Source organism: Neisseria sp. P0008.S010 (assembly GCF_051962715.1).
Classification (GTDB): domain Bacteria; phylum Pseudomonadota; class Gammaproteobacteria; order Burkholderiales; family Neisseriaceae; genus Neisseria; species Neisseria elongata.
In genome coordinates this window covers 1-13913 of record NZ_JBQCVA010000057.1, presented here as the reverse complement: position 1 = coordinate 13913, position 13913 = coordinate 1, and the positions used below count along the sequence as shown (strand labels likewise).

General features: G+C 57.0%; 15 protein-coding genes and 1 pseudogene. 5 read left to right on the top strand and 11 right to left on the bottom strand.

Features of this window, described 5'->3' with window-relative positions:
- Window positions 1-64: 64 nt before the first annotated feature.
- Window positions 65-178 (top strand): annotated as a pseudogene (locus ACTHSL_RS11165) (IS5/IS1182 family transposase); the annotation flags it as partial.
- A gap of 70 nt (window positions 179-248) precedes the next feature.
- Here the strand turns inward: ACTHSL_RS11165 and tkt are convergent.
- From tkt to ACTHSL_RS11110, 11 genes are all read right to left on the bottom strand, one after another.
- Complete coding sequence (gene tkt / locus ACTHSL_RS11160; protein ID WP_440381457.1) at window positions 249-2231, bottom strand: transketolase; 1983 nt, start codon at window positions 2229-2231, stop codon at window positions 249-251.
- Between the two features lie 59 nt (window positions 2232-2290).
- Window positions 2291-2692, bottom strand: coding sequence for a hypothetical protein (locus ACTHSL_RS11155; protein ID WP_440381456.1), 402 nt, complete (start codon window positions 2690-2692; stop codon window positions 2291-2293).
- Between the two features lie 445 nt (window positions 2693-3137).
- Window positions 3138-4229 carry a metallophosphoesterase gene (locus ACTHSL_RS11150; protein ID WP_440381455.1) on the bottom strand — a complete coding sequence of 364 codons (1092 nt, stop codon included), beginning with the start codon at window positions 4227-4229 and terminating at the stop codon, window positions 3138-3140.
- 131 nt (window positions 4230-4360) lie between these two features.
- Window positions 4361-4942, bottom strand: coding sequence for an opacity family porin (locus tag ACTHSL_RS11145; protein ID WP_107884705.1), 582 nt, complete (start codon window positions 4940-4942; stop codon window positions 4361-4363).
- A gap of 181 nt (window positions 4943-5123) precedes the next feature.
- The gene (locus tag ACTHSL_RS11140; RefSeq protein ID WP_107918261.1) at window positions 5124-5702 is read right to left on the bottom strand and encodes an opacity family porin; all 579 of its coding nucleotides are present in this window, start codon (window positions 5700-5702) and stop codon (window positions 5124-5126) included.
- A gap of 204 nt (window positions 5703-5906) precedes the next feature.
- Window positions 5907-7082 carry a radical SAM family heme chaperone HemW gene (hemW, locus tag ACTHSL_RS11135; RefSeq protein ID WP_440381454.1) on the bottom strand — a complete coding sequence of 392 codons (1176 nt, stop codon included), beginning with the start codon at window positions 7080-7082 and terminating at the stop codon, window positions 5907-5909.
- Window positions 7083-7148: 66 nt separating this feature from the next.
- Entirely contained in the window at window positions 7149-7658 is a 510-nt protein-coding gene (locus ACTHSL_RS11130) for a hypothetical protein (RefSeq protein WP_214038294.1), read from the bottom strand.
- 72 nt (window positions 7659-7730) lie between these two features.
- On the bottom strand, window positions 7731-8324 hold the full coding sequence (gene rdgB / locus ACTHSL_RS11125) for an RdgB/HAM1 family non-canonical purine NTP pyrophosphatase (protein WP_440381453.1): 594 nt from the start codon (window positions 8322-8324) through the stop codon (window positions 7731-7733).
- A gap of 9 nt (window positions 8325-8333) precedes the next feature.
- Window positions 8334-8564: an NGO_0222 family membrane protein gene (locus ACTHSL_RS11120; protein WP_074895821.1), complete on the bottom strand. Its 231-nt coding sequence runs from the start codon at window positions 8562-8564 to the stop codon at window positions 8334-8336.
- Between the two features lie 74 nt (window positions 8565-8638).
- Window positions 8639-9106: a low molecular weight protein-tyrosine-phosphatase gene (locus ACTHSL_RS11115; protein WP_440381452.1), complete on the bottom strand. Its 468-nt coding sequence runs from the start codon at window positions 9104-9106 to the stop codon at window positions 8639-8641.
- Entirely contained in the window at window positions 9103-10206 is a 1104-nt protein-coding gene (locus ACTHSL_RS11110; protein WP_440381451.1) for a conjugal transfer protein, read from the bottom strand. The genes ACTHSL_RS11115 and ACTHSL_RS11110 overlap by 4 nt, the downstream gene beginning before the upstream one ends.
- Window positions 10207-10352: 146 nt before the next feature.
- On the opposite strand from ACTHSL_RS11110, the gene pheA reads away from it, so the two are divergent.
- The 4 genes from pheA to ACTHSL_RS11090 all read left to right on the top strand — a co-directional run bounded on the left by pheA (window position 10353) and on the right by ACTHSL_RS11090 (window position 13777).
- On the top strand, window positions 10353-11474 hold the full coding sequence (gene pheA / locus ACTHSL_RS11105) for a prephenate dehydratase (protein WP_440381450.1): 1122 nt from the start codon (window positions 10353-10355) through the stop codon (window positions 11472-11474).
- Between the two features lie 82 nt (window positions 11475-11556).
- Window positions 11557-12231: an SMI1/KNR4 family protein gene (locus ACTHSL_RS11100; RefSeq protein ID WP_440381449.1), complete on the top strand. Its 675-nt coding sequence runs from the start codon at window positions 11557-11559 to the stop codon at window positions 12229-12231.
- 3 nt (window positions 12232-12234) lie between these two features.
- Complete coding sequence (locus ACTHSL_RS11095) at window positions 12235-13062, top strand: GDP-L-fucose synthase (RefSeq protein ID WP_440381448.1); 828 nt, start codon at window positions 12235-12237, stop codon at window positions 13060-13062.
- A gap of 154 nt (window positions 13063-13216) precedes the next feature.
- On the top strand, window positions 13217-13777 hold the full coding sequence (locus tag ACTHSL_RS11090) for a ubiquinone biosynthesis accessory factor UbiJ (protein WP_049248055.1): 561 nt from the start codon (window positions 13217-13219) through the stop codon (window positions 13775-13777).
- The last annotated feature ends 136 nt before the right edge of the window (window positions 13778-13913 follow it).

Below are 13913 nucleotides of genomic sequence, written 5' to 3'. Positions count from 1 at the left end.
AAACGGTTCGGGTTAAGGGTAAATCTGATTGCAGGACTGGTTAATGCGATGGGATGAATATTTTCGCAAGAGGTCTAGTGGATTAAATTTAAATCAGGACAAGGCGACGAAGCCGCAGACAGTACGGATAGTACGGCAAGGCGAGGTAACGCCGTCCTGGTTTAAAGTTAATCCACTATAAAGGAAAAAGGTCGTCTGAAAACCTTCATCTTCTGCTTTCAGACGACCTTTGATGCGATGGCTGCCGTTTACAGCACTGATTTCACAGTATCCACCACATTTTCCACGGTAAAGCCGAATTCTTTGAACAGCAGTTCGGCAGGGGCGGATTCGCCGAAGCGGTTGATGCCGACGACTGCGCCGTTCAGTCCGACATATTTGTACCAGCCGTCGGCGTGTCCGGCTTCTACGGCGATGCGCGGCAGGCCTTCAGGCAGGACGGCGGCTTGATAGGCGGCGTCTTGGCGGTCGAATACGTTGGTGGACGGCATGGAAACGACGCGCACGGCGATGTTTTGCGCGGCGAGGGCTTTTTGCGCTTCCAAAGCCAGCTCGACTTCGGAACCGGTGGCCATGATGACGGCTTGGGCGTTGCCTTGGGCTTCGCTGATGACGTAGCCGCCGCGTTTGATGTCGTTCAGTTGTTGCTCGTTGCGCGCTTGGAATTTCAGGTTTTGACGGCTGAAAATCAGGCAGGACGGATGGTTTTCGGCTTTTACCGCTTCCGCCCATGCCACCAGCGATTCGGCGGTGTCGCACGGACGCCATACGTCCATGTTCGGAATTAGGCGCAGGGTAGCGGTTTGCTCGATGGGTTGGTGGGTCGGGCCGTCTTCGCCGAGGCCGATGGAATCGTGGGTGAAGACGAAGACGGGGTTGATTTTCATCAGTGCCGCCATGCGTAGGGCGTTGCGTTCGTATTCGCTGAACATCAGGAAGGTCGCGCCGAACGGTTTCACGCCGCCGTGCAGGGCAAGGCCGTTCATGATGGCACCCATGCCGAACTCACGCACGCCGTAGTGGATGTAATTGCCGCCTTTTTCGCGGGTAACGGAGACGCTGTTTGACCAGTCGGTCAGGTTGGACGGGGTCAGGTCGGCAGAACCGCCTACCAGTTCGGGCAGCGCTTTGGCGAGGATTTCGATGCTGTTTTGGCTGGCTTTGCGGGTGGCGATGGTTTCGGCTTTGGCGCACACTTCTCGCAAGGCCGTCTGAATATAGGCATCGAAGTTTTCAGGTAGCCTGTGTTCCATGCGGCGCACGAATTCTGCGGCTTCTGCAGGATATTTGGCTTGGTATTGCGCGAACAGTTCGTTCCATTCGGCTTCCAATTTCGCGCCTTGTTCTTTCGCGCTCCATGCGGCGTAAATTTCCTGCGGGATTTCAAAGGCAGGGTAAGTCCAGCCCAGATGTTTGCGCGTGGCTTCGATTTCGTCCGCGCCCAAAGGTGCGCCGTGGGTTTTGTGGCTGCCTTCTTTGTTGGCACTGCCTTTGCCGATTAAGGTTTTGCAGCAGATGATGGACGGTTTGCCGGTTTCGGCGCGCGCAGCTTCGATGGCGGCTTGAATGGCGGCGGTGTCGTGGCCGTTTACATTGGGAACGACATGCCAGCCGTAGCTTTCAAAGCGTTGCGGGATGTTTTCGGTAAACCAGCCGTCCACTTTGCCGTCGATGGAAATATTGTTGTCATCATACAAAACAATCAGTTTGCCCAAGCCCAAGGTGCCAGCGAGCGAACAAGCTTCGTGCGATACGCCTTCCATCATACAGCCGTCGCCCATGAAGACGTAGGTGTAGTGATCGACGATGTTCAAACCGTCTTTATTAAATTCGGCGGCAAGGATTTTTTCGGCTAATGCCATACCCACCGCGTTGGCAATGCCTTGTCCCAACGGGCCGGTCGTGGTTTCCACGCCGTCGGTGTAGCCGTATTCGGGGTGGCCGGGGGTTTTGCTGTGCAGTTGGCGGAAGTTTTTCAGGTCTTCAATGCTCAGCTTGTAGCCGGTCAGGTGCAGCAGGCTGTACAACAACATGGACGCGTGGCCGTTGGAAAGGATGAAGCGGTCGCGGTTGTAGAATTTGGGGTTGGCGGGGTTGTGGCGCAGGAATTTCGTCCACAATACTTCCGCCATTTCCGCCATGCCCATCGGCGCGCCGGGGTGCCCGGAGTTGGCTTTTTGGATAGCGTCGGCGGAGAGGAAGCGGATGGCGTTGGCAAGTTGGGAGGGCATGGTGTTTCCTAATAGTTGGGTTTGAAATGGGTTTGTAGGCCGTCTGAAAAGCGGGTCGGCTATTCGCCGCTTAACAGGTCGTAATTTTCGTAAACGGATTCGACGAGCGGGGTAAAGTCATCGGCGGAGAAATAGGCATGGCCGATGCCGATTAACCGGCTTAAAGGGTCGTCCGTATCAATAGGTTCGGCATCTTCACCGGTAACAAAATCCTGCCGTGCGCGCGCTATCATGCCTTGCACGTATTTCGCGCCCGCGCCGAGGCCGGTGAGTTTGTCGGCGACATAGGCATCAATATCGTCGGCATCCATCAGGCACACCAGCCGGCCGAAGCCGAAGCAGTAGCCGTAGAAGGTGAAGCCCGCCACTTGAAACAGCAGTTCGTCGTTGATATCCCAGCGCGGATCGTTTGTGATGGCGGAGAAAAGGCGGTTTGCTTTGTTGTGGAAGGCTGGTTGCATGGCGGATTCCTGAGGGGCGGGCGGTTTTGCCCGAGCTGTTCGCGATGAATAGGGGGATGAAAAACAGTGCAAATTATAGCCGAAGCCATGCTTTTTTCCTACAAGACGGATTGGTGCGGGTGAGGGAAATTTAAGTGTTTCGGTGAAAGCGGATGTCGGGCGCATGCGTTGAAATCATCGGGAAAACAGTTTGCCGTGCATGGTGTTGATGTTGCGGCGGACGAAGCATGATTGAGGCCGTCTGAAGGATGTTTGTACGTTTTCAGATGGCCTTTTAAGCGGTTGGAGACGGGTTTGTATGTTTCCCTTGATTGTATCTCGCTGCCGCGCCGGTGGCGGTTTTTGCGGATAGGCGTTGCTGTAAAGGAATGTCGGCCGTTTTTTAATCAAGAGGCCTTGGCGATTGTCGGCCCGGATTGGAGGCCGTCTGAAAAGCGGGGCGGCTTCAGCGGCGGCCTTCCACATCGATAATCAGCGCTTCCGATTGCGATCCGAGCCGTAGCGGGATGCCCCAGAAGCCGTAGCCGGAAGTAACGAAAAAGTGTCCGTTGCCGATTTTTTCATAGCCGTAGTGCAGGCGGTTGATGGCGCGGACGATGAAGTTGGCCGGAAAAATCTGGCCGTTGTGGACGTGGCCGGAAACTTGGATGTCGATGGGCAGGGTTGAATGCAGTTCGATTTCCGAAGGGCGGTGGTCGAGCAGGACGACGGGTTTGGATGTGTCGGCCTGCTTCAGCAGTTCGGCGGTTTTCAGACGGCCTCTGTCCAAATCGTCTGGGCGGCCGATAACGGTCAGTCCGCCCGTTTCGATGATTCCGTCGTTTAGCACCGTGATGCCCGCCGCTTCGATGGCGCGGGTAATCTGCCGTTGTGCGCCGAACAGGTCGTGATTGCCCAATGTGGCGTATACGCCCAGCGGCGCGCGCAGTTTGGACAGGTGCGGCTGCATGTGTTCGGCTTCGTAAGCGGCGGTGTCGTCGTCCATGATGTCGCCCGGCAGCAGGATGATGTCGGCTTTTTCTTGTTGCATGATGCCGGCCAGTTTGTCGAGTTGGCGCGCGCCGAACAGGATGCCTAGGTGAAGGTCGCTGGCTACGCCGATGCGCAGCGGTTTGGCCAAAGGTTTGTCCAATACCACGCGGTAGTGGCGGACGGTCGGGAGATAGGCGTTGTAGAGCGACAGGCAGAACAGTGAAGCCACCGCCGCTGGTGCGGCAATACGCAGGATGCGCCGGAGTGTTTTGTCGGCCACACGCTTGCGCAGCAGCAGTTTTAATAACCAAACAAACAAGGCGGCAAAGCCTGTGTACAGCAGTAAGACCATCCACAGCGCGGTCAGGCGGAAAGAGCCGTGCCACAGCCTGAAGAGGGAGAGGATTATCAGGCCGTTGCCGAAGGCAAACAGGGCGAGGCAGAGTAACCGGCGGCCGCGTTTTTTCAGACGGCCTTCAAACTGCCAGCATAAGGCTTTGTAAAAACCGTAGGTAAACGGCTGCATCAATAAGACAAACAGGGTCAGGAAGGAGAGGAATTTCATGTATGCGTTGCGTGTGTGGTGATTCGGACGGATTGTATGTCGTCCGGCGCGGGTGGCGGCAGGGTTTTATGATAAGAAAGCCGCCCGCGGATGCATACCTCGGGACGGCTGAAAGCTGATGATGCGGGTGTTTAGTATTTTATGCGCACGCCCGCGGATACTTCGTGGGTGTGTACTTTTACACCGTCGAATTTGCCCCAGTGGTTGTAGCGGTAGCCCGCATCCAGGGCGATGTTTTGATTGATGTCGTAACCGATGCCCGTCATCACGCCCAAACCGGTTTTGGTTTTGCGGGTTTCATAACGTTCGATGAAGTTTGAACTGTATTCCGTTGTGTCAAACGATACGCGGTTGAGGCCTACGCGTGCGCCGACATAAGGTTTAACAGGGGATTGCAGGTTGATGTCGTAAATGGCGGAAACACCGAAACTTTGGAATTTGGCTTTCGCGTCATAATTGGTGGAGCTACTGATTCTGCCGCTTTCTTTGTGGGATTTGTAGTGGGTGTAGTCGGCTGCCACACGGAAATCGCCAAAGTCGTAACCGCCGGACAGGCGCGGGCTGAAGCCTTTTGCCGTCACGCTTTCGCCGTAAGCCTTGCCTTTTACCGAAGCATGGCCGGCATCGCCTTGGATATAAAATCCACGGTGTTCGTCTGCCAGTGCGACGGCGGGAAGGGAAAGGGCAACCAGTGTAGCCAGAATTTTTTTCATGATGTTGTTCCTCGTAGGTGGAAAAAATTATTGATGGCCATCAGGCTCTCTGCAACTGTTGGCAGTTTGGATTGTATTGCGTTCCGTCTGTTACAACAATCACATTTTTCATTGAAAAATTGCAAGCCGCCCGAAGTTTGGCACTTCGGGCGGCTTGCGTGAATACCGATGGTTTGAAAAATTAGAATTTCACACGCACACCGGCAGATACTTCGTGAGAGTGTACTTTCAAGCCATCAAATTTGCCCCAGTGGTTATAGCGGTAGCCAGCATCCAAGGCAACATTTTGGGTGATGTCGTAGCCAACGCCGGCCATCACGCCAACACCGGCTTTGGTTTTACGGAAAGATTCAGTTTCGTGGTAGCCGGTACTCCGGAAATCGTCGCTATAAGAAATGCGGTTAAGACCCAAGCGTGCGCCGACATAAGGTTTAACCGGAGAATTTAAGTCGAAATCATAGATGGCGGAAACACCAAAGCTTTGGAATTTGATTTTTGCGTCAAATGTGTAAAGCGGATCGCGTTCATGTTCTTTCAAAGTTTTATAGTGGGTGTAATCGGCAGCTACACGGAAATCACCGAAATCATATCCGGCAGACAGGCGCGGGCTGAAGCCTTTGGCACTGCCTTTACCGCCATCATCTTTGGTTTTAATGGTTGAGTGGCCGAGATCGCCTTGAACGTAGAAACCACGGTTGTCATCTGCCAATGCGACAGCGGGAAGGGAAAGGGCAACTAAGGTAGCCAGAACTTTTTTCATAATGTCATCCTCAATAATTGGATAGAAAATTATTAGTAGTCAAACGGCTTGCAACCGCCGACGGGCCGATTGTATTCTGTTATGAAGGTTTAAACAACGTTAAGATGGTTTTGATATGGCTGGGAAGCTTCCACACAACAATAAAAAAGCGGAGCCGTATATTGGAGGCCGTCTGAAAACCATCTGCCGCAGCAATACAAAGATTTATAAAAAGCATTGCAACAAATCATTTAAAAACAACCGTCCCTGCTCGGTCGGGCGGAACACGGTCGGGTCGGTTTCCAGCAGACCTTTTTGTCTTGCCGTTTCGATTTGCGCCATGATTTTGGCGGCGGGTACGCCTGTGCGTTCCTGCAACATCGCGGCGGGTACGCCGTCGGTCAGGCGCAGGGCGTTCATCATGAATTCGAACGGCAAATCTTCGGCGGCAACGGTTTTGCGTTCAACGGCTTCAATCGGCTGACTTTGCATTAAAGCGAGGTAGTCGTTGGGATGGCGGCGGCGGACGGTGCGCTCGATGCGGTCGGGGTAGGAGATTTTGCCGTGCGCGCCCGCGCCTATGCCCAAATAATCGCCGAACTGCCAGTAGTTCAAATTGTGGCGGCACTGCATGGCGGGCTTCGCAAAAGCCGATGTTTCGTAGTGGACAAAACCCGCGCCTTCCAGCGCGCCGTGTACCGCGTCTTCGATGTCGAGGGCGGCTTCGTCTTGTGGCAAACCTTTCGGCGGCGTATGGCCGAACGGCGTGTTCGGCTCCATCGTCAGATGATACGCGCTGATGTGGGTTGCGCCCGTGGCGATGGCAGTTTGCACGTCGCCCAAGGCCGTCTGAACGGTCTGGTTCGGCAGGGCGTACATCAAGTCGATATTGACTTTATCAAATAATTTCAATGCGGTAGCTATGGCGGTTAAGGCTTCTTTGCCGTTGTGGACGCGCCCCAGCCGCGCAAGCATATCGTCGTTAAAACTCTGTACACCAATAGAAAGCCGCGTAATACCCGCGTCTTTAAATCCTTGAAATTTCTCAATTTCAAACGTGCCCGGATTGGCTTCCAACGTAATTTCCGCTTCCGGCTGCAAGCGCAACAGCGAACGCACGCCGCTCAACAAACGGTCAATTGATTCCGCCTGAAACAGGCTGGGCGTACCGCCGCCGAAAAATATCGTTTCCACCGGCCTGCCCCAAATATTCGGCAATTCAAGCTGCAAATCGGTCAGCAGCGCGTCGATATAGGCGGCTTCGGGCAGCCCGTTTTTCAGGCTGTGGGAATTGAAGTCGCAATACGGACATTTTTTGATGCACCACGGGATGTGGATGTAGAGCGATAGGGGTGGCAGGGCGGTGAGTTGTCCGGGGCGTTGGAAAGTGATTTGGGTCATGGGTTGTTTTGAGTTTTGAGGCCGTCTGAAAACATGGAATATATTTTCAGACGGCCTGTTACGGGTTTATAAATGCTTGCGGATCTGGCGGCTGATAAACGGTGCGCCGAAAATCAGGAGGATGCCGATCAAGGTTTGGACGGTGGCGGCAAGCATGGTGGCTTTGTCTTGGTTCATCATCATGGTCCAGATGCTGTCAGCCGAGGCGGTGATACCGTTTTGGGCGATTTGGTAAAAACTATACAGGTAAGTCAGGTCGGCCAGCGCGAGGGATAGGGAGTAAAAGCCGATTAAAATCAGACCTGTGGTTAACCAAGGGGCAGGGTTTTTGGGCAATTCTTGCGGCTTTTGATGGATTTCGGGCAGGAGGAAATTGGCGGTCGTGGCGGGAAAAAACCATAAAAACAACCATACTATGCTGTAAAAACCGAATACGCCCAGTATTTCTGAGACGGGAAACTTGATGTCGTTGTCGGACGCGAAATCCATCAGGGGAATGGCGGTTGACAGGGTTTTGACTATCCAAATGATGACGGTCAGGCGGATGGCGACAATTAGGATTTGTTTAGGGGACATGGGTTTCCTTTCATAATGTAGTGGTTAGGCCGTCTGAAAAAGCGTTTCGGGTTTTCAGACGGCCTGTATACTTTATAAGGCTTCAATTTTTTTCAACAATTCCCGCAACGCCTGCCCCCTGTGGCTTTCGGCGTTTTTGATTTCGGGGGCAAGTTCGGCGGCGGTGCAGTTGTGTTCGGGCAGGTAGAAATGCGGGTCGTAGCCGAAACCGTGGGTTCCTGCGGCTTCGGCCTGCCATTGGCCGCGCCAGATGCCTTCGGCGATGATGGGTTGCGGGTCGTTTTCGTGGCGGACGAGGACGAGGACGCAGACGTAGTAGCAGCTTTTATCGGCTTTGTCGGCGAGGTGGTCTGAAAGGCGCTTGTTGTTGGCGGTATCGGATTTGGGATTGGCTCCGGCATAGCGGGCGGAGAGGACGCCGGGTGCGCCGTTTAATGCGGCGGTGCAGATGCCGGAGTCGTCGGCGAGCGCGGGCAGGCCGCTGTGTTTGGCGGCATGGCGGGCTTTGGCGAGCGCGTTTTCGATGAAGGTGTGGTACGGCTCGGGGCATTCGGGCGTGTCGAACTGCGATTGCGGCAGGACTTCGATGTTCAAATCGGCAAAGAGGCGGGAAAATTCTTTGAGTTTGCCCGCGTTGCCGCTGGCGAGGACGATTTTTTCGAACATGGGTTTTCCTTAGCGGGATTGGTTTTGCTGTTCGCGCATTACTTTAGCGCGGGCGTGTTCGCGGACGAAGAGGCCGAGGCAGGCGACTTGGCCGAAGACGGCACCGAATGCGAATAGGAAGGCGGCGACGGCGAATTGTTTGCTTTGAATGGAAAGCAGGTACGCGCCCAGAGTTACCAATGCGATGAAGAGCAGGGTGAAGAGGACAGTCAGGATGAGGAAGGTTCGGCGTTTGGTCATGGCGGTAAACGGGGTTAGGTGGTTCGGGAGGCCGTCTGAAAAGCGGGAAATGCGTTTTCAGACGGCCTTTTTGTTTATCCTGCCGTTTCCAGCCTGTCGAGCAGGGCTTCTGCGGCGGCGGAGACGAGGCGGAAGGTTTCGGCGAAGTCGCCGGTGTACCAGGGGTCGGGCACGGCCCGGTAGCCGCTGTCGGGAATCAGGTCGGTGAGTTTGAACTGTTTTCCGGGGCGGCTGCCGAACTGCCGTTCCAGTTCGGCTAGGTTGTCGTCGTCCATGGCGATGATGAGGTCGTAATGCGCTGGGTCTTCGCGGCGGATTTTGCGGCTGGAAAATCCGTCGGCGGCAATGCCGTGCGCTTTGAGTTCGGGTCGGGTGCCTCGGTGCATGCCTTCGCCGTCGTGCCAGCCGGATGTGCCCGCGCTGGCGGTTTCGATGAGGTGCGACAGGCCGCGTTCGGCGGCTTGGTGGCGCAGGACGTATTCGGCCATCGGCGAGCGGCAGATGTTGCCGAGGCAGACAAACAGGATGCGGTGTTTGTTCATGAGTGTCCGCCGTCGCCGTAGAGCGGGTTGTGGCCGGGCAGTTTGACCGCTTGCGAGTAGGTGGGCAATTCGTCGTTTTCGCCTATGGGGTCGTGCAGCAGGCGGATGTTTTCCACTTGGCATTCGGCCAGCAGGTCGAGGAAGTTTTGCTGCACGATTTCGATTTTGTCCATCGGCGAGAGCGGCCAGGTGAAGGTTTGCGGCTGGAGTTCGAACTGGCTGTCGGTGGCGTTGAAGCCGAATACGAGCCTGCCGCCTTCTTGTGCGGCCATGACGACGCCGACGCGCGGGCTTTGCAGGCGGATGGAGCGGATGGAGTTGGCGGTGAAAACGTCCAAAGCCATACGCAGGCGCATGTGGCCGGCGTCGGTGAGTGCGGCGGGCGGGCTGTCGGGGGAGAGGGGGTTGGCAAACAGGGTTACGCCGGGGGCGGACAGGGCCTGCTGCCATACCTGCATCAGCGGCAGGGCGGCTTCTTGAAGGTTTTTGCCCAAGGCGGCGGTCAGTTCGCGGCCGCCGTAGCCCAGTGCGAAGGCCGCGCTGACGGATTGGCCTTCGACCAGCGGCAGGCTGTCGTTTTGCGGCAGCGAGGCGGCGAATTCTGCGGCGGCTTCGGCGTTTTGTTTGGCTTTGAACCATTGTCCGGCGTTGATTTCGGAGATTTGTCCGGCGGTAAACAGTTGCGGCAGCCAGGTAGCGCGGGAGAGGGCGCGGGTGTGCGGGTAGTTGGCTAGGCAGGCGGAGAGTTCGGGCGCGGGTGCGGCGGCGGTGAGTGCGGCGGCTTGTTTGCAGCCGGCAACCAGAATCACGGGCAGGGCGAACCATTGTATTTCTTCGTCGGTTTTGGCCTGCAATACGTCGTTGAGCGCGGCCATCATGGTGCCGTATGCGGCCTCGCTCGGGGTCATGCTGAGGGCGACGGAAAGGTTGAGGTAGAAATTTTGCGACAGCATGCCGTAAATCTGCGCGCGCAGTGCTTCTGCGGCCAGTTTGCCCTGTGCGCCGCCGCGCGCGGCCTGTTCGGCGTGCATCAGCAGTTCGCGTTTGACGGGTTCGGCGGGATAGGGGCGGGTGTCGGGGAGATAGCGGTGTTCTGACATGGTGTTTCTGCCTTTGTTTTGATGTGTCGGGTGAAAGGCGGCGATTATAACGCAAACCGTATCTTGAAAGGCCGTCTGAAAGCATCGGGGCGTTTTTCAGACGGCCTTTTTCCGCCGCGTGGGGCGGAAGCGGGTTTTACGGTAAAATGGTGCCGATTTTACGACACCGGAAACAAGGAGCGACCATGTCCGCCGAGCTGGAAAAACAACTGCTGCCGCACCGCAATGCGATAGACGAAATCGATGCCTCCGTTTTGAAGCTGCTGAACGAACGCGCCGTCCATGCGCGCGCCATCGGCGAATTGAAGGGGACGGGCGCGGTATACCGCCCCGAACGCGAGGCGCAGGTGTTGCGGCGGATTAAGGAATTGAACCGGGGCCCGCTTTCGGACGAAGGCGTGGCGCGGCTGTTCCGCGAAGTGATGAGCGAATGCCTGGCAGTGGAACGCCCGCTGACCATCGCCTACCTCGGCCCGGCCGGCACGTTTACCCAGCAGGCGGCCGTCAAGCATTTCGGCCACGCCGCCGACACGGTGGGCTGCAATACGGTGGACGAATGTATGCGGCAGGCCGAATCCGATCAGGCCGATTATGCCGTCGTGCCGCTGGAAAACTCCACCGAAGGTTCGGTCGGCCGCACGCTGGATTTGCTGGTGTCCTCGCCGCTTCATGCCTGCGGCGAAGTGGTGTTGCGCATCCACCACCAGTTGTTGCGCAACCGCGGGGGGCTGGACGGCGTGCAAACCGTTTACGGCCACGCGCAGGCCTTGGCGCAGTGCCACGACTGGCTGGGCAAAAACCTGCCGGACAGCATCGTTCGCGTACCGGTGTCGAGCAATGCCGAAGCCGCGCGGCTGGCGGCGGCAGACGGCTCCGCGCTGGCCGTTGCGGGCATAACCGCCGCCGAAATCTACGGCCTTACTGTTTTGGCGCGGAACATCGAAGACGAGCCGAACAACACCACGCGCTTTCTGGTGTTGGGCAAACAGGACACTGCGCCGAGCGGGCGCGACAAAACCTCGCTGCTGTTTTCCACCCCCAACCGAGCCGGCGCCGCCGCCGAACTGCTCACACCGTTCAGCGAAGCGGGCATTTCGATGACCAAATTCGAAAGCCGTCCGAGCAAAACCGGCTTGTGGGAATATGTGTTCTTCATCGACATCGAAGGCCATAAGGACGACGAAACCGTCCGCCGCGTCTTGGCGCGTTTTGCCGAGCGCAACGTCTTCGTCAAAATCATCGGCTCTTACCCCGTGGCCGTGCTGTGATGGCGAAACCGGGGAAACGCCCCGTGCGGCAGCCCCTTTCAGACGGCCTCCATGCCTTTAACACCCGACTAAGAAAACAGAGATGGAAAATATCTTATTGCGGCAACTGGAAAACGTGCTTTGCGAAGGCATGAAGGTTCCCGAAGAGTTGCGCCGGCTTTATCAATGGATTGAAGACAACGGTTTTTACGAAGACCGCGAAGGCATCCGCTACGGCTATCTGTACCCGCAGCAGGCGTTACGGGACAGTTGGACCGATACCGAACGCGAAGGCGGCACCATCATCTCGTTTTATTCAGACAGCAGGGAGGAACAGGACGAAACCGTTACCCACTACTACGGCAATAAGGATGAAGAAATAAGCAGCCGTCTGTGCATATTCGGCCAAACGGGCGCGGATGGTTCGATGGGCGCACTGTGGCTGGACGACGAAGGCGAAACGCGAATCGTCCACCTCGGCTCCGGTTCGGGTTCCACCATGCTGTGCACGCTGGCGCAAAACGGCTTGGATTTCCTGCGCCTGCTGGCCATCGGCTACGACGAAATCTGCTGGGATTCCGAACTGCCGCTGCCGCCGAACCACGACAAAGACGAACTCTTTGTCAAACCCAACCTGCCTTTCCGCGCATGGGTGGAAAACACCTTCCGCATCACCATCCCCGAATTGGGCACGGAGATTGTTACCCCCGTACAGATGGGGGAACAGGAAAGCAAGGGCGATTCGTTTGTCGAATGGTCGAACAAGGTGGTGAGGTAAAGCATGATGGAAAATCCCGCCTGCGGCTTCCAAGCGGAAACCGTCCCGCCCGCCGCCTGCGCCATACTCGGCTTCGGCTACCTCGGCCGTCCGCTGGCCGAGCGGCTCTATCAGCACGGCTGCCGCGTCTCCGCACTGAAAAGACGGCTCACGTCCGACGACATCAACCTGCCCATCGGGCTGCACACCGCCGATTTAAACCAAACCCCGCTTTCAGACGGCCTCTTCGCCTGCTGGCAGGGCATTCCGACTTGGATTTGCCTGCTGCCCCCTTCGGCCTTCGCTGATTATCCCGCACTGATTGCGGCATGGGTCGCGGCAGCGGAACGGTATGGCGCGGAACATCTGATTTTTACCGGCAGCATAGGCGTTTACGGGCGGCGGGAGCGGGTGTGCGACGAAGACAGCCCGCCCGATGACGGAGATGAAAAAGCCGTGCGGCTGCTGGCGGCGGAGCAGGCGGTGCTGGCAAGTAGCGTGGCCGCCACCGATATTTTGCGGCTGGGCGGCCTCTACGATGCCGAGCGGCATCCGCTGGCGACCGTTGCCAAAAACGCAGGCCGTCTGAAAGGCGGGGAAGCGGTCAATATGCTGCACCGCGACCGCGCCGTTTCCGCCCTGTTTCAGACGGCCTGTACGCCCGACGGACACCGCCTGAGGAATCTGGTGGAGACCCCGCACCCGTCCCGCCGGAGCTTCTACGCCGCCGAGGCCGCCAAACTCGGCCTGCCCGTGCCGCAATTTGCCGAAGGCGGCGGACGGGGCAGGACGGTGCAAACCCGATACGGCGATTTTTCTGCTATATTGCAGCTTGCCGATACGGCGGGATAAAACACACGGCCGGCGCGGGCGGTTTGAGGCCGTCTGAAAAAACGCCGGACAGACAGAGACACGCAACGCGACACCGCACAAACAATGAGGCCGTCTGAAAGCAAGCCCTAACGGAGCCCAACCGTTCAGACGGCCTCGAAAGACAGAAAACGATATGCCGACACTTTCCATATTCAACCACATCATCCGTCAAAACCCCGAAACGCAGGCCGTGCTGGCGGGCTACAATGGCATCGTCCTCACCATCCGCGCCGCCGGTTTCACCCTGCACGGCCGCTTCAACAGCGAAGGCCTGCTCGAACACAGCCCGCACGCCGCCGATGCCGTGCTGGTGTTCCGCGACAGCGTATTACGGAAAATGCTGAACGGGCAGCAGCCCGGCGTGGGCGATTTTGAAATCGAAGGCGATATGGCCTTGGGCTTCAGGCTGCTAACCGTCATCGGCGGCCTGCGCTATCGGGCCGACCGCGATTTGAGCCGCCTGTTCGGCGAAGAGGCGGCGGAACGCATAGGCGGGCGCGGACGGAAAATCGCCGGCACGCTGAAATCAATCGGCCGCAGCCTGTTGGAGCAGGGCGCGGATTTTTCCCGGGAACCCGAATCGCCCGTGGTTTCGCGCGAAGAATTCGAGCAGTGGGCGGAAGAGGTCGAACGCCTGCGCGACGACATCGCCCGCCTGCATGCGCGCTTGGATAAGTTTGAGCGCGATTGGTAAATCCGAATATCATTCGATAAAAAGGCCGTCTGAAAACCTGTTCCGCTTGGTTGGAACTTGGTTTTCAGACGGCCTTTTGTATTAGACCTCTTGCGAAAATATTCATCCCATCGCATTAACCAGTCCTGCAATCAGA